At 45.5% G+C, this 24,513-nt stretch carries 23 protein-coding genes and 1 riboswitch; of the genes, 16 read left to right on the top strand and 7 right to left on the bottom strand.

The window, feature by feature from the left end; translation table 11 throughout:
- Positions 1 to 72 precede the first annotated feature (72 nt).
- The 4 genes from AC3WJJ_RS15360 (at position 73) to AC3WJJ_RS15345 (ending at position 4,177) form a co-directional block, all read left to right on the top strand.
- On the top strand, positions 73 to 738 hold the full coding sequence (locus AC3WJJ_RS15360) for a succinate dehydrogenase cytochrome b558 subunit (RefSeq protein WP_422661537.1): 666 nt from the start codon (positions 73 to 75) through the stop codon (positions 736 to 738).
- A gap of 16 nt (positions 739 to 754) precedes the next feature.
- Complete coding sequence (gene sdhA, locus AC3WJJ_RS15355; RefSeq protein WP_422658234.1) at positions 755 to 2,497, top strand: succinate dehydrogenase flavoprotein subunit; 1,743 nt, start codon at positions 755 to 757, stop codon at positions 2,495 to 2,497.
- 15 nt (positions 2,498 to 2,512) lie between these two features.
- A complete protein-coding gene (gene sdhB, locus AC3WJJ_RS15350) occupies positions 2,513 to 3,277 on the top strand; it encodes a succinate dehydrogenase iron-sulfur subunit (RefSeq protein ID WP_422658233.1) in 765 nt (254 codons plus the stop codon).
- Positions 3,278 to 3,370: 93 nt separating this feature from the next.
- Positions 3,371 to 4,177: an AAC(3) family N-acetyltransferase gene (locus tag AC3WJJ_RS15345; protein WP_492541884.1), complete on the top strand. Its 807-nt coding sequence runs from the start codon at positions 3,371 to 3,373 to the stop codon at positions 4,175 to 4,177.
- A 108-nt stretch (positions 4,178 to 4,285) separates the two neighbouring features.
- On the opposite strand, the gene AC3WJJ_RS15340 is transcribed toward AC3WJJ_RS15345, so the two are convergent.
- Positions 4,286 to 5,665: an aldehyde dehydrogenase gene (locus AC3WJJ_RS15340; protein WP_492541882.1), complete on the bottom strand. Its 1,380-nt coding sequence runs from the start codon at positions 5,663 to 5,665 to the stop codon at positions 4,286 to 4,288.
- A 79-nt stretch (positions 5,666 to 5,744) separates the two neighbouring features.
- On the opposite strand from AC3WJJ_RS15340, the gene AC3WJJ_RS15335 reads away from it, so the two are divergent.
- Positions 5,745 to 6,647, top strand: coding sequence for a metallophosphoesterase (locus tag AC3WJJ_RS15335; protein ID WP_492541880.1), 903 nt, complete (start codon positions 5,745 to 5,747; stop codon positions 6,645 to 6,647).
- A 187-nt stretch (positions 6,648 to 6,834) separates the two neighbouring features.
- On the opposite strand, the gene AC3WJJ_RS15330 is transcribed toward AC3WJJ_RS15335, so the two are convergent.
- Together AC3WJJ_RS15330 and AC3WJJ_RS15325 are read right to left on the bottom strand one after the other, a co-directional pair.
- Positions 6,835 to 7,644, bottom strand: a complete 810-nt coding sequence (locus AC3WJJ_RS15330) for a histidinol-phosphatase (RefSeq protein WP_492541878.1) — start codon at positions 7,642 to 7,644, stop codon at positions 6,835 to 6,837.
- Between the two features lie 38 nt (positions 7,645 to 7,682).
- Entirely contained in the window at positions 7,683 to 8,585 is a 903-nt protein-coding gene (locus AC3WJJ_RS15325; RefSeq protein WP_492541876.1) for a LysR family transcriptional regulator, read from the bottom strand.
- Positions 8,586 to 8,982: 397 nt separating this feature from the next.
- Between AC3WJJ_RS15325 and AC3WJJ_RS15320 the strand changes: the two genes are divergently transcribed.
- The 5 genes from AC3WJJ_RS15320 (at position 8,983) to AC3WJJ_RS15300 (ending at position 13,937) form a co-directional block, all read left to right on the top strand.
- On the top strand, positions 8,983 to 9,441 hold the full coding sequence (locus tag AC3WJJ_RS15320) for a chemotaxis protein CheX (RefSeq protein WP_422658227.1): 459 nt from the start codon (positions 8,983 to 8,985) through the stop codon (positions 9,439 to 9,441).
- Positions 9,442 to 9,522: 81 nt separating this feature from the next.
- Positions 9,523 to 10,296, top strand: coding sequence for an SDR family NAD(P)-dependent oxidoreductase (locus AC3WJJ_RS15315; protein WP_492541874.1), 774 nt, complete (start codon positions 9,523 to 9,525; stop codon positions 10,294 to 10,296).
- 172 nt (positions 10,297 to 10,468) lie between these two features.
- The gene (locus AC3WJJ_RS15310) at positions 10,469 to 11,833 is read left to right on the top strand and encodes a DEAD/DEAH box helicase (protein ID WP_492541872.1); all 1,365 of its coding nucleotides are present in this window, start codon (positions 10,469 to 10,471) and stop codon (positions 11,831 to 11,833) included.
- 128 nt (positions 11,834 to 11,961) lie between these two features.
- A complete protein-coding gene (locus AC3WJJ_RS15305; protein WP_492541870.1) occupies positions 11,962 to 12,714 on the top strand; it encodes an ABC transporter ATP-binding protein in 753 nt (250 codons plus the stop codon).
- Positions 12,711 to 13,937 (top strand): ABC transporter permease, encoded by a 1,227-nt coding sequence (locus AC3WJJ_RS15300; RefSeq protein WP_492541868.1) that lies wholly within the window; start codon positions 12,711 to 12,713, stop codon positions 13,935 to 13,937. The genes AC3WJJ_RS15305 and AC3WJJ_RS15300 overlap by 4 nt, the downstream gene beginning before the upstream one ends.
- 117 nt (positions 13,938 to 14,054) lie before the next feature.
- Here AC3WJJ_RS15300 and AC3WJJ_RS15295 read toward each other — a convergent pair whose 3' ends face one another.
- From AC3WJJ_RS15295 to AC3WJJ_RS15285, 3 genes are all read right to left on the bottom strand, one after another.
- A complete protein-coding gene (locus tag AC3WJJ_RS15295) occupies positions 14,055 to 14,192 on the bottom strand; it encodes a YjcZ family sporulation protein (protein WP_492541866.1) in 138 nt (45 codons plus the stop codon).
- A gap of 141 nt (positions 14,193 to 14,333) precedes the next feature.
- Positions 14,334 to 15,632, bottom strand: coding sequence for an aminotransferase class I/II-fold pyridoxal phosphate-dependent enzyme (locus AC3WJJ_RS15290; RefSeq protein WP_492541864.1), 1,299 nt, complete (start codon positions 15,630 to 15,632; stop codon positions 14,334 to 14,336).
- A gap of 116 nt (positions 15,633 to 15,748) precedes the next feature.
- On the bottom strand, positions 15,749 to 16,363 hold the full coding sequence (locus AC3WJJ_RS15285) for a pyridoxamine 5'-phosphate oxidase family protein (protein ID WP_492541862.1): 615 nt from the start codon (positions 16,361 to 16,363) through the stop codon (positions 15,749 to 15,751).
- A gap of 116 nt (positions 16,364 to 16,479) precedes the next feature.
- Here AC3WJJ_RS15285 and pdxR point away from each other — a divergent pair, with 116 nt between their 5' ends.
- The 3 genes from pdxR to AC3WJJ_RS15270 all read left to right on the top strand — a co-directional run bounded on the left by pdxR (position 16,480) and on the right by AC3WJJ_RS15270 (position 20,027).
- A complete protein-coding gene (gene pdxR, locus AC3WJJ_RS15280) occupies positions 16,480 to 18,018 on the top strand; it encodes a MocR-like pyridoxine biosynthesis transcription factor PdxR (RefSeq protein WP_492541860.1) in 1,539 nt (512 codons plus the stop codon).
- Between the two features lie 31 nt (positions 18,019 to 18,049).
- Positions 18,050 to 18,835, top strand: coding sequence for a helix-turn-helix domain-containing protein (locus AC3WJJ_RS15275; RefSeq protein ID WP_422658218.1), 786 nt, complete (start codon positions 18,050 to 18,052; stop codon positions 18,833 to 18,835).
- 334 nt (positions 18,836 to 19,169) lie between these two features.
- Positions 19,170 to 20,027 carry an SDR family oxidoreductase gene (locus tag AC3WJJ_RS15270; protein ID WP_492541858.1) on the top strand — a complete coding sequence of 286 codons (858 nt, stop codon included), beginning with the start codon at positions 19,170 to 19,172 and terminating at the stop codon, positions 20,025 to 20,027.
- 10 nt (positions 20,028 to 20,037) lie between these two features.
- On the opposite strand, the gene asd is transcribed toward AC3WJJ_RS15270, so the two are convergent.
- Complete coding sequence (asd, locus tag AC3WJJ_RS15265; RefSeq protein ID WP_422658216.1) at positions 20,038 to 20,838, bottom strand: archaetidylserine decarboxylase; 801 nt, start codon at positions 20,836 to 20,838, stop codon at positions 20,038 to 20,040.
- A gap of 165 nt (positions 20,839 to 21,003) precedes the next feature.
- Positions 21,004 to 21,117: riboswitch (TPP riboswitch) on the top strand.
- Between the two features lie 89 nt (positions 21,118 to 21,206).
- Between asd and AC3WJJ_RS15260 the strand changes: the two genes are divergently transcribed.
- Genes AC3WJJ_RS15260 through AC3WJJ_RS15250 form a run of 3 tightly spaced genes read left to right on the top strand, consistent with a single transcriptional unit; the run spans position 21,207 to position 24,353 of the window.
- Entirely contained in the window at positions 21,207 to 21,836 is a 630-nt protein-coding gene (locus AC3WJJ_RS15260) for an ECF transporter S component (protein ID WP_492541856.1), read from the top strand.
- Between the two features lie 40 nt (positions 21,837 to 21,876).
- Entirely contained in the window at positions 21,877 to 23,550 is a 1,674-nt protein-coding gene (locus tag AC3WJJ_RS15255) for an ABC transporter ATP-binding protein (protein ID WP_492542073.1), read from the top strand.
- Positions 23,547 to 24,353 carry an energy-coupling factor transporter transmembrane component T family protein gene (locus AC3WJJ_RS15250; protein WP_492541855.1) on the top strand — a complete coding sequence of 269 codons (807 nt, stop codon included), beginning with the start codon at positions 23,547 to 23,549 and terminating at the stop codon, positions 24,351 to 24,353. The genes AC3WJJ_RS15255 and AC3WJJ_RS15250 overlap by 4 nt, the downstream gene beginning before the upstream one ends.
- Positions 24,354 to 24,513: the final 160 nt, after the last annotated feature.

The following is a 24,513-nucleotide window of genomic DNA, read 5'->3' as shown; positions in this document are numbered from 1 at the left end:
TAGTATTAGTGTAATAGATTACGTTGAGTCTTAATGAAAACGCTGTACAATCAGAAAGGGGAACGTCAACTGATGAAAGGGTATTATTCCAGAAAGCTGCACTCTTTGCTTGGTATCATACCGCTCGGAGCCTTCTTGCTCACTCATATGATCACCAACTTTAAGGCTTTCGATGGTGGAAAGGAAGGCTTTGCTAAAGGTGTCGAGTTTATTAACGGTCTGCCGCTCATATTTTTCCTTGAGCTACTTCTGATTTGGCTGCCACTTCTGTACCATGGCGTTTACGGCTTGTATATTGCTTACCAAGCAAATAACAACGTCGGAAACTACAATTATGAACGTAATATTCGCTTTACTTTACAGCGGATCACCGGTGTTATTACGTTTGTATTTGTTATCTGGCACATGTACGATACTCGTTTTATGATTGCAATTGGTAAGATTACACATGATGAGCTGGGTGCCACAATCCATGGTATTGTAAGCAATCCGATTCTGTTTATTCTGTATATCATCGGGATTGTGTGTGCTACTTTCCACTTTACGAATGGCTTGTGGGCGTTCCTAGTAAGCTGGGGCATCACAGTTGGTCCACGTGCGCAGCGTATATCTTCTTACATCTGCATGGGTCTATTTGTAATTACTAGTGTAATGTTTATATTGGCATTGACTGCTTTCCGTGATTCGGAATTTGCAGCTACAGCACTACTTGATGTGTGTAAGACAGTCTTGAGCTAAAGGGGAGTGAACAGAAATGGCATCTAACATTATAATCGTGGGTGGCGGACTGGCTGGGTTGATGGCAACCATTAAAGCTGCTGAAGCTGGAGCTCACGTACATTTATTCTCACTAGTACCTGTTAAACGTTCCCACTCTGTGTGTGCGCAAGGCGGTATTAATGGAGCGGTTAATACGAAAGGGGAGGGTGACTCTCCTTGGGAACATTTTGATGATACGGTTTACGGTGGTGACTTCTTGGCGAATCAGCCACCAGTTAAGGCGATGTGTGACGCAGCACCTGGCATCATTCACTTGATGGACCGGATGGGTGTTATGTTCAACCGGACACCGGAAGGGTTGCTCGATTTCCGCCGGTTCGGTGGGACGAAACGACACCGTACAGCATATGCCGGCGCTACGACAGGACAGCAGCTTCTGTATGCACTGGATGAACAAGTTCGTCGTTGGGAGACCGCGGGTCTTGTAACGAAGTATGAGAACTGGGAATTCTTGAACGCAGTTATTGATGATGAAGGTGTCTGCCGTGGTATTGCAGCTCAAGATCTGCGTTCAATGGAAATTCGCACGTTCCCAGGTGATGCTGTTATTCTTGCGAGTGGTGGTCCTGGTATCATCTTCGGTAAGACAACGAACTCGGTTATTAATACAGGTACTGCAGCAAGTGCTGTATATCAGCAAGGTGTACATTATGCTAACGGTGAATTCATTCAGATTCACCCAACAGCCATTCCAGGTGATGACAAGCTTCGCCTGATGTCTGAGTCTGCTCGTGGTGAGGGTGGCCGAATCTGGACTTATAAAGACGGAAAGCCATGGTACTTCCTAGAGGAGAAATATCCTGCTTATGGAAACCTAGTACCGCGGGATATTGCTACCCGTGAAATATTCCACGTCTGCGTAGATGAAGGACTCGGAATTAATGGTGAGAACATGGTTTATCTGGATCTTTCACATAAAGATCCTAAGGAACTTGATGTTAAACTAGGCGGAATCATCGAGATTTACGAGAAGTTCATGGGTGATGATCCTCGTAAAATCCCTATGAAGATTTTCCCGGCTGTACACTATTCTATGGGCGGCATGTGGGTTGACTACAATCAGATGACCAACATTCCAGGATTGTTCGCTGCTGGAGAATGTGATTATCAATTCCATGGCGCGAATCGCTTGGGTGCCAATTCACTTGTATCCGCTATTTATGGCGGTATGGTAGCTGGTCCAAAGGCGATCGAATATGTTAAAGGGTTGAAGAAATCATCTCAAGATATATCCTCTTCGATCTTTGATCGGGCTGCTAAAGAACACACAGCTAAATTCGATAGTCTCCTAAATATGCAGGGCACAGAGAACGCTTATGTTCTGCATAAAGAGCTTGGTGAATGGATGACCAACAACATGACGGTGGTTCGTTATAACGACAAGCTTGAAGCAACCATTGGCAAGATTAAAGAGCTGAAACAGCGCTATAAGAATATTAATATGACGGATACTTCCCGTTGGAATAACCAAGGCGTAGCATTTACACGTCAACTCTGGAACATGCTTGAGCTTGCTGAGGCAATGACACTTGGAGCACTGATGCGTAACGAAAGCCGCGGTGCTCACTACAAGCCTGAGTTCCCAGACCGTAATGACGAAGAGTTCTTGAAGACAACAAAAGCGACATGGACACCGGATGGTCCACAGATTTCTTATGAAGATGTAGATGTATCCTTGATCCCACCGCGTATTCGCGACTATTCGAAAGATAAGTAAGAAGGGGGATTTGACATGGCTCAAACCACAGCAGCCTCGAAGAGCGTCAAATTTATAATTACCCGTCAGGACAGCCCGGAGTCGAAAACCTACACTGAGGAATTCAATCTTCCGTACCGTCCTGGCATGAACGTAATTAGTGCATTGATGGAAATTCAGCGTAATCCGAAGAATGCTCAAGGTCAGTCTACAACTCCCGTCTGCTGGGATTCTAACTGCCTTGAGGAAGTCTGCGGTGCTTGTTCCATGGTGATTAACGGTAAACCTCGTCAGGCTTGTGCAGCGCTAATCGATAAGCTCGAGCAACCGATTCGTATTCAGCCGATGAAGACCTTCCCGGTTGTACGTGACTTAGTAATCGATCGTAGTCGTATGTTTACCGCTTTGAAGAAGGTTAAGGCCTGGATTCCAATTGACGGTACTTATGATCTTGGTCCTGGTCCACGTATGCCTGAGAAGAAACGCCAGTGGGCTTATGAACTATCTAAATGTATGACTTGCGGTGTGTGTCTTGAGGCATGTCCGAACGTCAATGAGAAGACTGACTTCATTGGCCCCGCAGCCATTTCACAAGTTCGTCTTTTTAATGCCCATCCAACAGGTGAAATGAATAAGGAAGAGCGTTTAGAAGCATTGATGCAAGATGGAGGTATTGAAGGATGCGGAAACTCACAAAACTGTGTGCGTTCCTGTCCTAAAGGTATTCCACTGACTACATCCATTGCTGAGATGAACAAAGATACCACGAAGCATCTATTCAAACGCTGGTTGAGCGTGTAAGAACATTCATTCAACTATGAAGAGTACTTGTCCTAGGTGTTAATTGGACAGGTGCTCTTTTTACATAGTCATCAGACAGGGGATTACAAAACTATGATTACAGAGAAACCGATTACGATAGAGGATATTCGTGCAGATTTAAGACAACTGGGTGTTAGACCAGGAATGACTCTTTTGGTCCACTCTTCATTGAAAAGTGTAGGAGGATGGATTGTAGGCGGTGCTGAAGCGGTCATTTTGGCACTGGAAGACGTGCTGGGAGAGGAAGGGACACTAGTCATGCCTGCCCACTCCGCCGATCTGACAGATCCGTCGACATGGGAGAATCCACCTGCTGATCCTAAATGGTGGCAATTGATTCGCGATGCGATGCCACCTTTTGATGTAGACTTCACAATCACATCCTACATGGGCATAATGCCTGAAGCATTCCGGCGTCAAAGTGGGGTTCTTCGGAGTAACCATCCTCATGTCTCTTTTGTGGCAAGAGGAAAATATGCGGAATTCATCACGAATGAACATCCACTATCCTACAGCTTGGGGGATGATTCGCCACTAGCCAAGCTTTATGAGCTTGGAGCTTATGTCTTGTTGCTTGGATCAGGCTATGATAATAATACCTCCTTTCACTTAGCTGAATATCGAGCAGATTGGGAAGGGAAGAAGGAAGTAACTGCGAGTGCGCCGATTCGAAGAGAACAGGGGCGTACGATATGGGAGTCTTTCGAAGATATCGATTTTTCATCCGATGATTTTGCTCAGATTGGATCTGAATTCGAACAAGACTGCAAGGGGATGTATACCGAAGGGTTCGTTCAGAAGAGTAGATGTGTGCTAGCAGAGCAGCGTGCGATGGTTGATTATGCAGTGCAGTGGTTGGAGAAGAATCGTAAGGCGTGAAAGTGAATGATGAATATTAGATAGAGAACACAGAGAAATTGCCCTAGACTAGATGGCTGCTTGATTAACATCCATTCTAATATCAAGGGCAATTCTTTTTTTGCTTAACTAAGGCTTCATCAATCTGCGTAGTAATTTGAGTCCCTCTTTGCCGGGGTAACGGAAACTAAAATCAAATTTATTCGTCTGACGTAGAATACTCTTCATATGAGAGAAGGTTTCAAAGCTGTGCTTACCGTGATAAGAACCCATACCGCTTTCGCCCACGCCTCCAAATGGAAGGTGAGGAGTAGCGAGATGCATGAGTGTATCATTTACACATCCACCACCGAAGGAGATTTCGGACAAGACCTTGCGCTGAACTTGAGAATCTTGAGTAAATAGATAAAGCGCTAGTGGCTTAGGTCTGTTATTGACCGAGGTGATGACCTCATCCAAATGATCGTATGTCAGAATAGGAAAAATAGGTCCGAAAATTTCGTCCTCCATGACAGGCATCTCCCAAGTAATATCATCCAGTAAAGTAGGCTCAATGAGAAGTTTGCTTGCATCACACTTCCCTCCATGTCGCAGAGAACCGTTGCTTAAGAAATTGGATAATCGCAGAAAATGCTTCTCGGATACGATTCTGCCATATTCCGAATTCATAAGAGGAGAATCACCATAAAACTCGGTGATGGCTTCTTTCATGTGTTTAAGGAGTGGCTCCTTTATACTTTCGTGGACGAGTAGATAGTCCGGTGCAACACAGGTCTGACCCGCATTGGTGAACTTACCAAAAACGATTCGCCTTGCGGTCAACTTCAGTGGAGCATCCTTGTGAACGATGCAGGGGCTTTTTCCCCCAAGTTCAAGGGTGACTGGAATAAGATTTTTGGCAGCTGCTTGCATAACGACTTTACCGATATTCGTACTGCCTGTGAAAAATATATAATCCAAAGGTTGCTTAAGCAGACTTGTACTTGTGTCCGGTCCGCCTTCTACAACGGCTACATATTGATCCGAAAATGTATCTTTAATCATAGATGTGATAAGAGCTGATACGCTTGGTGTTAATTCGGATGGTTTAATAATGACTGTATTTCCTGCTGCCATTGCACCGATCAGTGGTGAGATGGCAAGTTGCCAAGGATAATTCCAAGGGGAAATAATGAGAACCGTACCATAGGGTTCTGGATGAATCTCTCCACGGCTTCCGATATGTGTCAGAGCAGTTTTAACACGGCGTGGTTTAGCCCATTTATGAAGATTTTTCATTACATAGGATAGCTCTTTATATACAATTCCGATCTCAGTTGAGAAGGATTCCTGTTCACTTTTGTTTAAATCTTGTTGTAATGCCTTTATAATCTCATCTTCTTTTGCAATTAATGCAGTCCTTAGTTTATTCAGCTGCTCCATCCGGAAATGAATATCTCTTGTCACACCAGATTTGAAAAATCGACGCTGATCTAAAACTAATTGTTCAATGGAATCGTTAATGCTCATAGGTGAACTCCTTCCTGTCCCGTTTCTAGATGACGGACAATGATGCTCTTCTATAGATTATAAAGGAGGCCGCTACAAAATGAAAAATCATCCTGACCTTATACATAACTCTGAACAAAAGGAGGCTCGGGAGAAACGTCCATTTTCCTTGACCCGGCGGCAGTTTATAAAGCTTAGTACATCTGCTCTAGTGGGAGTGGGACTTGCAGCGGGAGGCTATGCTTCGTTACTGGAGCCGAAGATGCTTGAGGTGACTAGAGTTTCGCTTCAACAGAAAAGGCTGCCTGATGCTTTTGATGGCATAAAGATTGCCCATTTCAGTGATTTGCATCTTGGATTTCATACGAATGCTGAAGATGTCAAACGTCTGGTCAGCGTAATCAATCGGGAACGCCCCGACCTCATCTGTTTTACGGGAGACATGGTTGATGGTCCAGCAGAAGATATGGTTGAAGCCGTTGCTCCACTCTCAAAGCTGCAGGCGCCTCTAGGTGTGTTATCGATTGTGGGTAATCATGACTTTGAGAATATGAAGCGGCTGATTGCGTTGCAAAAAAGGGCGGGCTTTACCGTTCTTCGTAATGAGAATGTCATATTGGAACGAAACGGATCGCGTATGGCGGTTGTTGGTCTAGATGACTGGCTGCTGGGGAAACCAAATCCGGATAGAGCGAGAAGAGGGATACCGCAGAATATGTATACCTTGCTGTTAATGCATGAGCCTGATTATGCGGGCCTCGCATCAGAGCATCCATTTGATCTGCAGTTATCTGGTCACAGTCATGGGGGACAAATCCGTTTGCCGTGGGTCGGGGAAGTCATCACACCTCCGGGTTCGAAAATGTATATCAAAGGCTTATACAAAATTGGTGACCGAGATTTGCGCCTATATGTGAACAGGGGGATAGGAACCACACGACTGCCGTTTCGGTTTCTATGTAAACCTGAATTGACGATTTTGACACTGAGTAATCGTGTTTAATAAGAATATTCTAAATTTGTTACACAAATGAAATATACCTGTTATCAAACTCTAACAGCAGCAGGGTAAACTTATCTCATGACCCCCTTTTGAGAATATATATTTTATTTGGACCCAGATTTCTGGGTCCTCTTTTTTTTGTCTATGTGTATGCAAGGAAAAACGGAAGGTTACCGTTGCCCCCAGGTTAAAGAGGCACGGTTACCTTCCGTTTCTGTTTGTAATAAACCCATTCTGTAAAGCCGATGTCTTTAAGGACTCCTGCTACCTCTTCGAATTCATCACCTACTCGAGAGGGCTTATGAGCATCCGAGCCAAATGTAACCTCAACCCCGTGATAACGAGCGCGTTCTAAGATCGCATTGGAAGGGTACCAGCCCCCGCTCAATTTGGTTTTTCCGGAAGTATTAATCTCAATAGCAACACCACAATCAGCGATCACCTTAAGCGTTTCATCGAGTGCTTCCTCTGTCACGATGTCAGTGAAGGAAGGATAATTGCCCTTCATAGCATCGATATGTCCGAGAATTTGGAACATGCCACTTCGAGCTGAGTCACGAATGAGGGCGAAGTAATTCTCTTTCTCCGTGATTTTCTGATCCAAGGTTAAGTCTCTCCACCGGTTCTTATTAAAAATACTAACTCCGCTCACCTGATGGACAGAACCAATTATATAGTCGAATGGGTATAGGGATAGGGTCTGTCGATAGATCTCCGTATGTTCAGGAAAAAAATCAGATTCAATGCCGAGAAGTACATCTATTTTCCCTTCATACTCACGTTTCAATTGAAGAACTTCCTCTACATAATTAGCTAGTTCAGCCTTCCCCATCGCAATATAAGGAAATGGCTGCTCCTCTTGGCTCCCAAAGTAAGGGGTGTGATCGGAAATGCCGATGACTTTAAGACCAGCTTTAATCCCTGCCTCAATATATTCTCTGATGTTCCCGTCTGCATGTCCGCAGCGGTAGTGGTGTGTGTGCAGATCGAATTTCATGATGCCCTCCTTAAAAATAAGAATTTACAGAGTGTTGTTTATTCGCTGCTAATGAATTGTGTTTCTGGCATGCCCTTTAGGTCACTTATAAATTGGCGCATCGCTGAGCTGACATATCGTCCACTTTTATAAATAACTCCGACAGGATGGCTTACCTCTAATTCAGTAAGAGGGACGATCCTCATGGATCCGCTTCGAAGTTCAGAAGAGACAGATTGCTTGGATATAATGGCTGCCCCGAGATTGATCTCCACCATACGTTTGATCTCCTCACTACTGGACAGTTCCATGACAACCTGAGGCTGAATACCGTGGGATCTCATGACCTCATCGGCAAATCTTCGTCCAACTGTATCCTGTGTCAGAAGGATCAGAGGGGTTTGGCCAAGTACTTCAATGTCGGCTTTACTTGCTTTAGCTAAGGGATGCTGTGGCGACACAACGAGTTCAAAAGAGTCATAGAACAGAATGGAGGAGTTAACATTAGGATTCCGTTCAATCAGATATCCAATTCCGATATCGATGAGGTTGTTCTCAACACTGTGATAAATTTGCGATGAGGCCATGGATTGGATCGTTGTTTTAATGTGTGGAAATTGATCCTGAAAGTAAGATAGCACACGCGGTAAGATCTGAATTGCAATGGATGTGGTAGTCCCAAGCCGAATATGTCCTTGAGGAGTTTGGTCCAAATCGGACAATCTCTGTTTCAGTTCGTCAACAATTCTTAGGATATGCTCAGCATGTTCAACGAACACCTGACCCCGGTCAGTCAATGTGACTGGCTGACTTCGATCCACAAGCACGGTTTTGAATTCATCTTCGAGGCTCTTGATTTGGGCCGAAACGGCCGGCTGGGTCAAATTCAGTAATTCTCCCGCTTTACGAAAGCTCATCGTCTTGGAAATGGTGATGAGCGTCTCCAGTTGGCTGATGTTCATGGCCGTCCTCCTATTATGATTTCATATGATCCGTGTCTTTCAAGTGATGTAACTTTCTTATTAAATTATAGGTTATTATACTGAGCGGGGCAATGCGAAGCTATTTTAAAGCTTTAAGTGACGTGATCGAGATTAATTTTCATTTTCCAGAAATTCTATATTCATTGCGGGAGAGGAAATACCGATAATAATAAAGTCGCTATTTTTGGACTACGACGAAAGACCTAAAAGGATACAGTGATTTTAAAGTAGCTTGTCTGTCCTTTCATTCGGTAAATCTATACGTGAGCGTTAATTTATGATGATTTATTACAGGGTATACATTATAATGACTTTAACTAATAAACGGGACTTTGGGACCCTGACCATAAACCCAGTGAAAGGGGATTAATCGGTAATGAAAGCGGAAGTTATCAATCCTTTTTTAGAATCCGCAAGACTCGTCATTGAGCAAGTCATACAGGTCTCACCTTCCACGGGAAATCTTGGGGTCAAGGAGATTTCTTTAATCGATAACCATATTTGGATACAGATTGGTATGACAGGTCAAATGAGTGGTGATATTGTATTCGGCTTGCAGGAACAAGTAGCACTGCGCATGGTGTCTGTTATGATGGGCGGTTATGTACTGACGGAGATGGACGAGATGGGGCAAAGTGCTATCTCTGAGTTAGGAAATATGATTAGTGGCAATGCAAGCACGATATTGTCCAATCAAGGAGTTAGTGTTGATATCACACCTCCTAAAGTAATTAGATCGGTTAATATTACTGAATTTACTCAGAAGAAGGCACTTAGCATTCCACTCGTAATGGATGGGATCGGAGAACTGGATATTCAAGTCATGATTTCTTAGAATAGAGAGATTAGAACAGTCCTTCACAAACGGAGATTTGTTATTAACAGGGCTCCAGACTGTAGAGAGGAAGTAGAAATCATGCTTGACAACCAAGTTATTGTTGTAACAGGAGCGTCTAGCGGTATTGGTGCATTAACGGCTGAGATGCTATCGAATGAAGGTGCTTATGTAGTACTTGCAGGGCGTTCAGAGGAGCGTCTAAAGCAGGTTGGAAGCCGGATGAAAGGTTCATATGAGCTCGCACTGCTCGATGTACGGGATACAGCACAAGTGCAAGCATTGTTCTCTCAGATCGAACATAAACATGGCAGAATTGATGTGCTTGTAAATAATGCTGGATACGGAATATTTGAAACGTTTATCGATATGCCACAGGAACAATTTGAAGACATGATGGATGTCAATTATATGGGGATCGTTCGTTGCACACAGGCTGTGCTTCCGGGAATGATTCAACGTAAGTCTGGACATATCGTGAATGTTGCATCGATGGCTGGGAAAATCGGTTCTGCTAAGTCTACCGCGTACTCTGCCACGAAGCATGCAGTTCTGGGTCTCACAAATTCACTTCGACAAGAGCTGCGGGGAACGGGAATTACCGTGTCAGCGGTGAATCCAGGGCCGATTGATACGCCTTTCTTCTCACTTGCAGATCCAACAGGCGGATATGTTAAGAATATTGGATGGTTTATGATGAAACCCGAATATGTTGCGGGGCGAATTGTTAAGTTAATCCGAAAACGCAAGGAAGAAATTGATTTGCCACGACTTGCAGGTGCAGGAATAAGGTTCTATAACCTGTTTCCCCGTCTAGCGGATCGTTTATCTTATCGCTTCATGAATAAGAAATAAACAGATTGCTCTAGTATAAAGCGAATGGGCCGGCTCTTTTGGAGCCGGTTTTTTCAAGTTTACTGAGACATACTTTTTACGATAAGATAAGCTTCATTTGGTGAGATCTTCTGTTTTAGCATATAATGAAACATGAGTGAACAATACTCAGAGATAAAGGATGGACGAACCTATGACTTCTACTACATTTACAACACTCGGCATTACCGAGGATTTAGCAGCCCGCTTGGGTGAGTTTGGAATACATACGCCTTCTCCGGTGCAGGCAGAAGCGATTCCACAAGTGCTGGAAGGTAAGGATGTGCTTGCAACTTCCCAGACAGGAACCGGCAAAACTTTAGCGTATTTACTGCCTGTGCTTCAAAGCATAGATACCGAGAGCAAAGCAGTTCAGAAAGTGATTCTAGCGCCTACTCAGGAGCTCGCTATTCAGATTGTGCGAGAGGGAGAGCGTTACGGTGAAGTTCGAGGAATCGGTGTGCTCGGATTGATCGGGGGCGCATCAGCCAAACGGCAGCTAGAGAAGCTAAAATTACATCCTCAATTGATTGTGGGTACACCAGGACGTGTGCGTGAGCTGATTGAAATTAAGAAACTTAAGATGCACGCGGTTACTACAATCGTTGTGGATGAAGTCGATCAAGTGTTTAATCTTGGGGCAGCAGGGGATGTGGAACGAATCCTGCGAAGCGCCATGCGTGATCGTCAGCTTGTATTCTTATCAGCTACGGTGAGCCCGCAAACAGCTGAATTGGTTAAGCGGGAGATGGACAGCCCTGTAGAGATTGGCATTGATCCTGAGTTAAGAACACCGTCTGCTCTGGAGCACTACTATTTCGTCAGTGAGGAACGGGACCGGATAGACATGGTGCGGAGAATTTTCCGGCACTATAAAACAGATCGAGCGATTGTATTTGTCAACGCGACAGCGGATCTTGCTGAGGTTGAGGCCAAACTTAATTATGCAGGCTTAAGTGCTGCAGCTCTTTATGGCGATGCGGACAAAATGACACGCAGTAAAGTATTAAATGCGTTCCGCGAAGGGCGTACACAGCTTCTGGTAGCGAGTGATGTCGCTGCAAGGGGTCTGGATATTGAGGGACTCGGGATGGTTATTAACTACGATCCACCGATGAATGCTGAATTTTATACGCATCGTGCAGGAAGAACGGGACGCATGGGACGCAGTGGGATGGTTATCTCGATTGTGACGGATCGGCAAACCTTTATTATGCGAAAATTCAACCGTGAGCTTGGTATTACGATTGAGGAAAAAGCGTTATACGGCGGTAAGGTAAGATCTCCAAGAGAAGTTCCATCCGGTACTGCTCGTACTCCACATAGTGGTTCATTCACACGAGCTAAAGAGAACACCCCAGCTCGTCAGAACCAAGGGAAGCCAGCTAAGGTGTCAGGACAAACGGGTACTCGCAGCACTTCCGGCAAGGTATCACAGGAGCGTCAGAGCGAACGGGAACGCGATCGGAAGAACAAGGGTGCTCCGAAGTGGCTGAAGAACAAGCCGCCACAGGGGTAATTAATGAAATAACAAGCATTAGATTCATGTAAGTGTAATGCAATACAATGAAATGTCATTATCCAGTGTCCTTTTTAGCGTATCGTTATGTATGTGAAAGGACACTGCTGAAAATGGGGTGAACAGGAATGAAGGAGAATCCAGTATTATCCGTACAAAACTTAAGCGGGGGGTATAGCTTGAACCGCCCTGTTCTGCATGATGTCACCTTTAGTGTCCAGCCTGGTGAAATGGTGGGCCTGATCGGACTTAATGGAGCAGGTAAGAGTACCACGATGAAGCATATTCTTGGGCTTATGAAGCCGCAGAAAGGTGAAGTTCGTGTTCAAAACCAGACTCGGGATGAGAACTCGGAAGCGTATCATGGTGCACTAGCATTTGTCCCAGAATCCCCGCTTCTATACGAGGAGATGACGGTAAGGGAGCATCTAGAATTCACTGCAAGATCCTATGGCGTGCCTCGTGAAGAGTATGAATCTCGTTCAGCTCAATTATCCAGCATGTTTCGTATGGAGGATAAGATGGATAGCCTGTCTGCACATCTTTCAAAAGGAATGCGGCAGAAGGTCATGATTATGTGTGCATTTGTTGCAAGGCCCTCGTTATATGTTATAGACGAACCTTTTTTGGGGCTCGATCCACTTGGCATTCGCTCACTGCTTGATTTCATGCTTGAGCTTAAAGCTGCCGGTTCCTCGGTGTTGTTAAGTTCACATATTTTATCAACGATTGAGAATTACTGTGATCGGTTTATCGTATTGCATCAAGGAAGGATCATTGCGCAGGGAACCCTTCAAGAGGTTGCAGAGCAGGCTGGGAAACCAGGTCTACCGCTAGAGGAGCTGTTCTATGCACTTATTCAAGGCGGGAATGGCGAATGAATCTGCGGGAGTTATATGCCAAAAGACGGAGTCAATTCTGGGGTGAGGTTCTACCGTACCTTGGTTATGTTATTCAAAGTGGTGTAGCGGTTGTATTTCTATTCCTGCTCATTGCTTTCTCGGCTTGGTATACCTCATTAGTACAGCATATCCCGCCCGACTTGCCTATACGCTGGATTATGCTAATCGTATTATTACCGCTAACGGTGAATAGTGGTGTTCGCACTTATCTTAAACAGGCAGATACGGTGTTTCTTATGCCTCAAGAATCAAGAATGAATCAATACTTTGCCAAGGGCTGGGTAGGCGGTACAGTCTACAAAATTGCGGGATTAATCCTGGTGGTACTTACCCTATGGCCGTTATACATACGGAGCGATCAGGATCCAAAGTCTTTATTAGCAAGTATTGTGGTCTTGGTTGGATTGAAACTCCTGTCCAGCTACGGAAGCTGGAAAGAGCTTAGTATGACCTCACGGGGGGCTGCAGCAGCGTATCGTGCACTGCGCTGGACGATTATTGCGTTAGCTATCGCTTCATGGCTGTGGTATCCAAGTCTTCGCAGTCTGTTGTTTATCGTGCTGGTAGGGGCTACTTATGTTGCATCTTTATCCATTCCGGCTAAGCATCCTGTTGCTTGGGAGCGGTTGATTCAGGTAGAGAAAAGGCAGGCCGGCCGGGTGATGATGATCCTTAGCTGGTTCGTGAATGTGCCACAGCGTGAACAGAGGGTGTATGCACGAAGATGGCTGTCTCGTTGGGGAAGTGGAATCCCTTGGCGCAAAGATACAGCTTATCGTTATTTATTAATCAAAAGTCTTGTTCGAAGTGATATCTTCGGCATTCTGATCCGAGTTGGGATTCTTGGTGCACTGCTTGTCTGGTGGACACGCGGAGGTATGGCCTCAAGTGCAGTTTATCTGGTCAGCTTGATGATCGCTGGATTGCAGCTTACATCGCTGCGTAAGCTGCACCATGAGTCATTCTGGCTTCATGTTTATCCTCTGCCTGAGGGAACACGGCGGGTTAATGAAGTAAAACTTGTGTTTCAGGTGCAATTGTTATGGGCGGTGCTCATGTGGCTTCCACTACTTGCTTCCATAGGTACTGAGCCTGGACTTGTGCTCGGTACGGGGGCATGTGGTGTGGCGCTTGTCGTTATATTCCGAATGGCTGCTCTGAAACGGGGACGCAAGGAAGATGAGGATGAGGACGATTTCTAAAAATAGTTAACAAATAGAGGGGTATCCCTACGGGTCAAGGACCGTGTGAGGATACCCTTTTTATAATAGATGAAAGGCATTCGTGGATTAGAAATTATTATTTATAATGCTGTTTCATTATACCCAGAAAGCACGAGTGATGATAACGAGAAGGATAAAAAGTACCAGAATGGCTCCTACGCCGCTTCCGTATCCTCCGCCGCATGCACCATATCCACCATATCCACCACATCTATTTTCTTCAACTGCACTCATGTTCATTCCCCTTTCAGTTCGTTGTGTTAGTACACAGTATACTATGTAGCCACATGGCCAAGTGTATGGGCGAGCGTGTATTCTGAATAAAGAAATAAGATCGGGGATTAGCCCGATCTTATTCGTGGTTTGTGTATGGAATTATGCCTGTTGTAAGTCTTGAATTCCTTTATATATAAGATCAAATAGATCTTCTAGATGTTCTTCTTCAATACAGGAGAAGGCAATCCGGAGATCGTACTCCCCAAGGGCAATCGTTCCAACACCGTATTCATGAATGAGATGGGAACGGAGCGCCTCGGCAGAGATACCGTTAAGCTTAAGGCACATAAAGTATCCGGAGTTGAACGGGTAATACTCCCATACATCACCATACTTACCGCTATCGAGAAGGGATTTAACCTTGTTCGCGCGGCCTTTCATGATGTTGAACTTCTCTAACTTCTGTTGTTCGAATTCCGGAGACTTCAGCGCATCCAGCACAAAGGTCTGAGAAGGATGAGAACCACTTGAAATCGTAGCGCGAATAATACCAAGAGTCTTCTGTTCGAGTGCAGCAAGTACGTCGTTATTCTCCGAAGCATAAGTAATGAATCCGACACGGAAGCCCCATACGAATTCTTCTTTGGTCGCTCCGTCGATTTTGACTGCTAATACTCGTGGATGGATATCCGCCAAGCGTCCAAATAGGGATTCTTTAAGTGAATTTTCGAAGAACAGACCGAAGTAGGCATCATCCGTTACGGCAACAACATTAATGCCAGCTTCTGCAGCTTCCAGAATAGCAGCTACGATGGCTTCGCCTTCCTCAACACCTGGTGTATAACCCGTCGGATTGTTAGGGAAGTTCAGTAGTACGACTGCTTTACCCTTGTCCTTCTGACTTAGAAGTGCTTCGCGTAGGCCAGCGGCATTAAATTTCATATCATCTGTAAATAGTGGATAGTTCACGGTAACACCATGACGGCGGATACCGAAAGTGAGCTCATAGTTCTCCCAGTTCTTATCTGGATAGACAACCGCATCTCCTTCGTCAACAAACAGATCGGCAACAATGCTCAGTCCATGTGTGAGTGCATTGGTAACGATAGGATTGCTGAAGCTTTTGCCTTCAAGCGTAGGGTTCTCCTGTATCATCTTGTTCCGCCAAGCAGAACGCAGCTCAGGTTTACCAGCAGGAGGAGCATAGCTGTAAAGGTCCTTCGGCTGGTAAGCAGACAGCTTATCTTGGATGACACCCAAATGCATGGGGATTCCGCCTTCTGTTGCAATGCCGATGGTTGCGTTATATTTTTTGGCATGGCTTGTTGCTTCCGCTGATTGGCTCAGAATACCTTCCTTAGGAAAATAAATTTCTTTACCGAGGTTTGACAACATGTCGTAGACATGAGGACTTCCTGTTTTGATGCTTTCGTTCAATTGTCCAGCCAATGGGTTCATGAGTTGATTCCATCCTTCCGAGTACTTTAGGTTAAGGTGCAGTATCTCTCATCTCTGATTTCATTGACTAACATTATAACACTTGACTGCGAAAGCGTCACGGAAAAAGCATACGTCTACGAAGAGGAAGGATGGTACTTACATATATGTTCAACGGTTACTGCATCCCGGTTCTCATTGCGGCTTTTGAGTCCGTCTAGTACATGATTGAGACGCCGATTCTTCAGGTTTTGTCCAAACTTAAATTTAGCTGACATATGAGTAGGATCAAGCTTAATTAAGGCAACACCTTTCAGTTGAGGAATATATCTTGGGTCCTTGGCATCGATCGGATCATATCCACCCTCAGGTTGAAGTTTAAGCATGAACTGGCTGAGGGCTTGTGCCTTTTCTTCAATGTTCTCTACAACAACAGCAGTTCCGCTTGCGGTAACACTTTTGAAAAATGCTGTAGCCGGACAGGCCATCGCTGAGTCGGTAAAGTAAGACGGAATCACTGCATATTCATCTGCTACGGTGAAGCTGATTGCTGAATTTTGGAACAGGTGGTCCATTTTTTCGCCCATACGGCTTCCATGAAAATAAAAAGCACCGTCAACAAACACAAAATTCAGTGGAGTGACCCGTGGACATCCCGCTTCATCAACCGTTCCAAGAAAACCAAAGCTCATTTCCATTAGAAACTGCTCCACTTCCTGTGGATCTTCAATCATAAATTCACTTCTTCTCATTTCAATCCGCATTCCCTTCGAGTTCAGTTTTAAACAGCATAAGGTTCCAATTGACAAGAAAAAAGATCCAATTTACATTGTTTTAAATGGTCCAATGTGGAGTTGGAGGGAAAGTGATGGAGCTTGGATTATCTGTTGAAACGTATCAGGAGAAATACCGCTTTAAATACTTAGCTCTTTATCATGCTTTAAGGGACGCCATATTAAGTGGAGTGCTCGCTGAGGGGACACGGCTTCCTGCGACTCGTGAGCTTGCTCGTCTATATGGGATGTCCAGGGGATCGGTAGCACAAAGCTACGATATGCTTTTTGCTGAAGGTTACGTAGAGGCGATGATAGGAAGTGGAACTTATGTAGCCAAGGGCGTGTCTATATCACCAAGGATAAAGGAAGAAGATGATGTACAGTCTGATCCTGTATTATCCACCTGGGGACAACGGATGATAGATTGCTTGCCCCTTCGTGAAGAACGACCGGGTTCAAACTCCAATGCTTGGACAATGCAAGAGGGAAGAGAAAGCAATGAGACCGAGGCTTGCATATCGTTTATCGGTGACATAGCAGCGTCTGAGCATTTTCCTTCTAAGGAATGGAGAAGCTCGATCAATTATGCTGTAAGCAATCCGAGAAACGAATACCATCAAGAGCTACCTACGGCAGGTCACTTCGAACTCCGTCAAGCAATCGCTGCACATCTAAAATTCACACGAGGGATACAGGCTGAGGCAGAAAATATTGTGGTTTTTAGCGGATCAATGCAAGGCATTGTGCTGCTCTCCCAATTGCTGATAAATCAAGGAGACCCTGTGGTTCTTGAGAATCCAGGGTACTTTGGAATACGAAAGGCAGTGGAGGCCTGTGGTGGAAGAGTTGTACCGGGGGAGGTGGACCGTTTCGGTATCATTCCTGCTTCTTGGGATGCTCGGCTCTTGTTCGTCACACCAAGTCGGCAATATCCAACGGGCGCGGTACTGTCACTGGATCGGAGAAGAGAATTGTTAAGATGGGCCAATGCTCATCATGCCATTATTATTGAGGATGATTATGATAGCGAGTTCCGCTTTGGTGGTCGTCCCATGGAGCCACTTAAGGCACTGGATAATACGGGGCGTGTCATTTATATCGGTTCATTCTCCAAGACGATGTTTCCCGGTCTTCGCATTGGATATGCAGTCCTTCCTAAGGCGATGGTAAATCCGGTGGTTGCTGCAAAAGCACTGTATGAGCCCGTGTCACCTGCGCTACTGGAGCAGCGAGCTTTGGCGCATTTTATGACACGAGGAGAATATGGCAGGCATCTGCGTCGTATGACCCGAATTTATAAGGGACTTCATTCGTACTTGGTAAAACTTATGGAAGAGAAGATAGCCCATTTGTTCCTAGTAGATCCAGGAGATGCGGGGCTGCATATATACGCGACTTGGCTGCATGGAGCAGATCAGTACGAGATTTTTAAACAGGCTTGTCAATATAGAGGTGTAGAGTTTAGGGATGCTGCGTTGTATCATCTTTCACCGGGTATTTCGGCTGGTTGCTTCTCATTCGCTCATCTAGATAGGGAGAAAATTGAGAATGGAGTCTGCCGAATGGCTCTAGCATGGGAGGACATGCAAAACCTATCAAAAAAGAGTATCATGGAGATAGAGAGAAATTAATATTTTGAAAGAGACAAGGGGGAATGACGTGATGCTAAATGCATCGCCGTCTTCTTTTGTAATCAAGCCCGCTTTAGCGAAAATCGCCTGTGAACCAGGATGGAAATGGCAGAAGCGTGAGAAACCGATGCAAAATTATGACTTATTTTATGTATGGAGTGGTGAAGGAACCGTCGTACTCAATGACGAAGCGTATGAGGTAGGAAAGGGAAGTTGTTTTCTATTCTCTCCTGGCGACCATACAAGTGCCACACACAATCCGCAGAAGCCGCTTGTTCTAACCTACATGCATTTTGACGTGACCGATCCTGTCAGTGAGGTGCCTGCTCCTTATCGGAGGCTGACCGAGACGATGGATTTCGAATATTTGCTTGCTAAGTACGTTCGGCTATATCTAGACCAGCCTTATGGGGCGGAGATTGAAGGGCAGATGATCCTAAAGCAGCTGATGATTTATTTGCTTAGAGATGATCAGGATACGCCGGTTAGTAAGAAAGCGAGCAACCATCTGTCGGAGGCGATTCATGAGATCGCGAATTATGTTCGTCTGCATCCGGGTATACCACACAGGGTTGAGGATTTGGCTGCAAGAGCAGGGCTGTCTCCCCGCTATTTTTCAATCAAGTTCAAGGAGCTTATGGGTACACCAGTTCAATCTTATATTATTAAGATGAGGATTGAGCGGGCGCAGCATCTGCTACTGCATCAGGGTATGAACGTAACAGAAGTGGCTGATGCACTCGGCTATAGAGATATTTTCTTCTTTAGTCGGCAGTTTAAGCAGTACACAGGAAAAAGTCCGTCTGAGGTTCGTTAAGAAAATATGGATGTAACGATATGTTTCATCTCCCATTACAATGGGTAATGACTAGAATTAAGTCTTGATAAGACAGAGAGGAGGGTGCCGGCAATGAGCCAAAGAAGAAGAATGCGCAGCTTAATATGCAGTCGTGGTGGTTGCGGCATTTTTAGAAATCGTTTACGTCGGTTTAAGAGTGCTAGTCCTGAGCAGAATTTGTGGTTCTAATAAATCATACACATAACAGCACCTGTCTTATTTCTCCTGGAGGACTCATTCCTTGGCGAAATAGAAAGGTGCTTTTTTAACGTTTATAATAGATGAATGATCGGAACCCCAAAGGAGAGAAAGAATGAAAAAGCCTTGTGAATTAACCGGAAAAGTAGCGCTTGTAACCGGAGCATCAAGTGGATTTGGCCTCTTGATCTGTCTGGAGCTTGCAGCACTGGGGTATGTGGTGGCAGCAGGGATGAGAAGGATAGAGGCTTCGCAGATGCTGATGACTTCAGCTATTGAAGCGGGATTGGAATCTCGAATTCATGTGGTCAGTCTGGATGTGTGTAAGCCTGAATTGATCGAGCAAGCTGTTTCAGAGATTCATAATCGTTGGGGGCGTCTGGACCTTCTTGTGAATAATGCAGGAGAAGCGGTGGGTGGATTTGTAGAAGAAGTATCGCTTGATGCATGGCGGAAACAGATGGATGTGAACTTCTTCGGAACCGTCTCTGTAACTCAAATAGCACTGCCACTCATGCGCAAAACTCCAAAATCTAGAATTATCTTCATGAGTAGTATAAGTGGAGTCATCGGATTCCCTGGATATGGACCATACGCTTCTTCGAAGTTTGCTGTGGAGGGAATGGCTGAATGTCTTTCACTAGAGCTTCAGCCGCTCGGAATGGATGTGGTGCTGATCGAGCCAGGAGCTTACGGAACACCGATCTGGGGCAAAGGGTTTAGCGATATAAAAGCAGAGGCTGGATCTCCTTACCAGAAAATGCTGAATAATGTGCTGGATTTCTCCAGAACAACTGCTGAAAAAAGCGGTGATCCGCAGGAGGTTGCCCGACTGGTTGGGGAAATCGCTCGAAGCGCTTCCCCAAAGTTCAGGTATAGAGTCCCATTCGGAACACGGATGACTATTGTAGCTAAGCTGTTACTGCCGTACCGGTTGTTTCGGCATATCGTACTAAGAACGCTTAATAAATAGGCAAGCGATTCTATGATTCTTTTGACGGCTTATGAAGAAGACCTAAAAGTGCGCCCATCTTCACCTTATCTCCGACCGTTAGGTCACCACGAGGCGTGAACGTACCATTCTCTGTTAGAAGAACGACGGTAGAACCAAATTCAAAGTAGGCCAGGTCGTCACCGTTACGCCACTCACTTACGGATGGATCGGCATATTTAATACTGCTGACGTTCATCGCACCGACTTTAACAACAGCGACTTCGCCATGCTCGTGCGTGATATAGGTTATGAGTCTTTCATTACGGCTAAGGACGGAGCGGATGTTCGTCATCGCAAAATCATTCACCGGGTATACCTTACCACGGAGATGCTCACTTTCCGCCTTTTTCCCGGTTACAGGAGAGTGAATTCGGTGATAGTCGGTAGGGCTTAGATATAGCACGAATACATAACCGTTCGTATAATTCTCCATTCGCGGGGAATTAGCGAGCAGATCGCCGATCGTATAATCTTGGCCTTTGACGTTTAGGATGGTACCGGAATGAATAGGACCCATACCGGTAATGACTCCATCTACAGGGCTGGTCATTGCACTGGCCGTTTCATCGATTGCACGCATACCCATCTTCAATCGACGGGAGAAGAATTCGTTCAGTGAACGGTATTCATGAATTTCTTTTTCCGCTTCATGTGCGGGGATTTGATATATTCGTATAAACGTTGGTATCAGATAACGGCTCAATCTGCTGTGGGAAAAGCCTCCCATGATCCGGGATACCCACTTACGGGAAGATAGTTCTGTCATCAGCCTCAGTAATTGTTTAGCCATGTGATTCTCCTTTTACTCATGCATTAACAATGGGCGGATCAAACCATCCGCACTCTGAATTATATTGACATAGAACAGGGGTTAAATCAATAAAAAGGGGAATTTGTAAAAAAGGGACTTGCAAATTTTGGAGATCGTGTGTATTTTTAAGTCAGCTTAAAATCGAATAGGGAATACGGGGGCTTGAGTGAATCAGGCTGAGACTGCAGACATTATTCCGCTGCTGACCGTTAATCTGAACTGGGTAATGCCAGCGTAGAGAATATCCGACCCTCAATCCATAGGGCCTTCTTTCCGTCTGCGCATGTTTCCAGACGGTTTTTTGTTGTGCTCTGATAAAGATCTTAAGTAAGAGAGGGGAAGTTGAGATGCAATCCAGTACTCAAGAAAAGATGAATGCACCTGTCAGAAAAGGACTAAGACTGAGTGATATTTTGGTTACCGTTCTGGTGTCGCTTGTGATTGGTGTGGTGTACCACTTCTGGGGCTCGGTGTACAACCTGTTTAAACCGTTGTTTTTTGAAGCAGATGAGTTGCTGTACGGAATGTGGTTCGCTGCGGCTACTCTTGCTTTTCTACTGATTCGTAAGCCTGGTGTAGCGCTTGTAGCAGAGCTTGCGGCTGCTCATGTGGAGGTATTGTTCGGAAGTGGATGGGGTCTTAACCTGCTGTTATACGGATTAATCCAAGGTTTGGGGGCAGAGCTCGTATTTGCGGCTTTTCGCTATAAAAAGTATTCGGTCTGGGTCGTTGCTCTTGCCGGGGGAGTTTCTGCGGTTGGTTCGATGTTTATGGATTTCTATTTAGCGTATACAGATGACTATGCTTGGTGGTTATTTATTGCCAAGTACAGTATGCGTGTTATCAGTGGGGCCCTGATTGCGGGATATCTCATGTATGTCTTGGCAAATGCGTTGGAACGCACAGGAGTAACCTCACTGCTTCGTCCGGCTTCGGCTAAGGATTACGATGACTTGGATGATCCTCAGCATGTGTGAGAACACAGTTGATCAACATCTGGTACAGGGTGATGAACTAATGAATGCACCTTGTACGGTTTATGTGGAAGACTTGCGGCTGAAGTTTCCGGGCGAGAGTGAGTTGATGTTTAAGGATGTATCATTTGCAGCGAAAAAAGGAGAAAAGGTGCTTCTCCTAGGACCGAGTGGATGTGGTAAATCGACACTGCTTCAGGTGCTTAGTGGCATGATTCCGAATGCAATAGAAGTGCCTATGAAATGCGCGGGACAGCAGATTCCCTCTTCGTGGGCGTATGTGTTTCAGGACCCGGATACACAATTTTGTATGCCGTATGTGGACGAGGAATTGGCTTTTGTGCTGGAAAATCTCGGTGTTCCGCAGGAAGATATGGCTTCTCGGATGAATGAGGTTCTAGGTAAGGTCGGCTTGCAGTTGGATGACCTTCATTTGCCTATCAGTCATCTCTCTCAGGGAATGAAGCAGCGGCTTGCGCTCGCATCTGCTCTACTTCTTCAACCGGATGTACTGTTTCTAGATGAGCCTTCTGCGCTGCTGGACCCAGAGGGAAGAGAACAGATATGGGAAGCCGTGAAATCTGTTTCAGACGGGCGAACGCTCATTATTGTTGAGCACCGGATTGAGGAGATGGTGGAGTATGTCGACCGAGTAGTATTGTTTGGGTCTAGTGGAGTGATTCTCGGTGAAGGTAGACCAGAGCATGTGTTTACAGCTTATCAGCAGGAGTTGAAGGATTACGGAATATGGTACCCCGGGGTGTGGGATGACTACATTCGATCAGAGGCTGGAGCAGATTCGAAGGCAAAAGCAAAGGTTAAGACGGATCATATTTCTGCAACAATGGGACATGGGGAGCTAGCTAGTGATGTGGTTCCTTATGATAGCTTAAGTGAGAATAAAGATCTCGGCAGGATCGGAATAGATATGATCACGCGAAGTGGAGCCCTTCATCCTGTTATGGAATTGCGTGATATCACAGTACTCAGGAAAAAAGAAGCGATCGTACAGCTAGAACGAGCTTTAGTGTATCCAGGGGAATTCATAGCTGTAACGGGACCAAATGGAGCAGGGAAGAGCTCGTTGTTGCTGGGTTTGATGGGCCTACTTCCACTGGAAGGTGAGTATTATCTTTCTGGTGAAGTAGTGGTGCTAGGGAAGAAGAGGAAGGAGCGAAAGCTTCGGGAACAGATGCTACGCCGAATTGGCTTTGTGTTCCAAAATCCGGAGCTTCAATTCGTCACAGAGCGAGTATTAGACGAGGTAGCCTACTCGCTTTTAGTAGACGGAATGCCGCTCGCACAAGCAGAACAAGCAGCGCGGGAATCGCTGGATAGATTCGGGCTTAGCGGTCTTGAGCATCGTCATCCTTACCAGCTATCCACCGGACAAAAACGTAGATTAAGCGTAGCCACCGCGATGGCACGGCAGCCGGAAGCGCTTTTGCTGGATGAGCCTACATTTGGACAGGATACACGAAATACGTTCGCCATTTTGGACATGTGTGAGGAGCTGCGGCAGGCAGGAACAGCCATTATAATGGTGACTCATGAGATGCAGATTGCACAGTATGCGGCAACCCAGATATGGGAGGTTCGAGAGAGAAGTGTAGTTCCACATCCGGTTTCATCTAGCATGACAACTGGTTTTCCTGGTAGTAGTAGGAGAGAGAGCCGAGATGAACAAGAGCTAAGTCTTGCGGGGGTGAGTCGATGAACTTTTGGAAACCGCAAAGGTTAACTTGGTTGCATCGTGCGAATCCAGTCGTTAAGCTGGGAATTCTCATGGGTTTGTTTCTAATGACGGTACTCACCCATGATCTTGATTTTGTGATGTACCAGGCCGTTATTTTCACGCTATGTCTGTTGTTCCTAAGTGGCATTAAGCCGTGGAAAATGTTACTGTTCTGTCTGCCGTTTGGGATTGCGTTCATCTCATCATCCTCTTCGATGATGCTGTTTGGCCGCGGGGATAACATCTGGTGGGAATGGGGCTTGTTCCGTGTGTCGGAAGAGAGCTTTTATCGGGGACTGCATCTCGGGTTGAAAGGGATTGCGTTTGCCGCGGAAGGTCTGCTGTTCGTCACAACGACCTCTTCGGTGGACTTATTCTATGCATTGATGCAAAAACTTCGACTTGCACCTAAGTACGCGTATAGCTTCATGGCTTCGATTCGGCTGTTGCCAATGGTGTGGGAGGAATATCTGGTGCGCCGTCAGGCGCTTAAGGTAAGAGGGCTTCGACCCATTCGTGGAGTGAAGGGTGTGGTAGCTCGAGCTGGGATGTATGTCGTTCCACTCTTAGCTCAGAGCATCCGGAGAGCCCACCGCGTTGCGGCTGCCATGGAGGCAAAGCAGTTTAGTGGGGAGAGCGGAAAGGCTAGAACCTTCTATTATAAATCTCGTTTCACGGTGTACGATGTTCTCATCGTTCTATTACTGGCAGGTGCGGCCTGCACAGCGTATGTCATCGCCATGAACTATCCATGGTTTGGTATTGGGGATGTGCGATTCAATTGATTTTAGGGGAAGATGATGCTAAACTGCATGTAAATACTTTCCTGCTACCGTATAAAGCGGAGCTTACCGAGATTTCGGTGGGCTCCGCTTTTTTGTGTAATAAAGGTGCACATAGCGCAGGAATATATGTCTAATTGACTAGAAGGAGGATTGGGTATTT

The organism is Paenibacillus sp. FW507-14B1B (assembly GCF_058781425.1).
The sequence above is the reverse complement of the archived record's forward strand: the minus strand, read 5'-3'. Positions and strand labels throughout refer to the sequence as shown.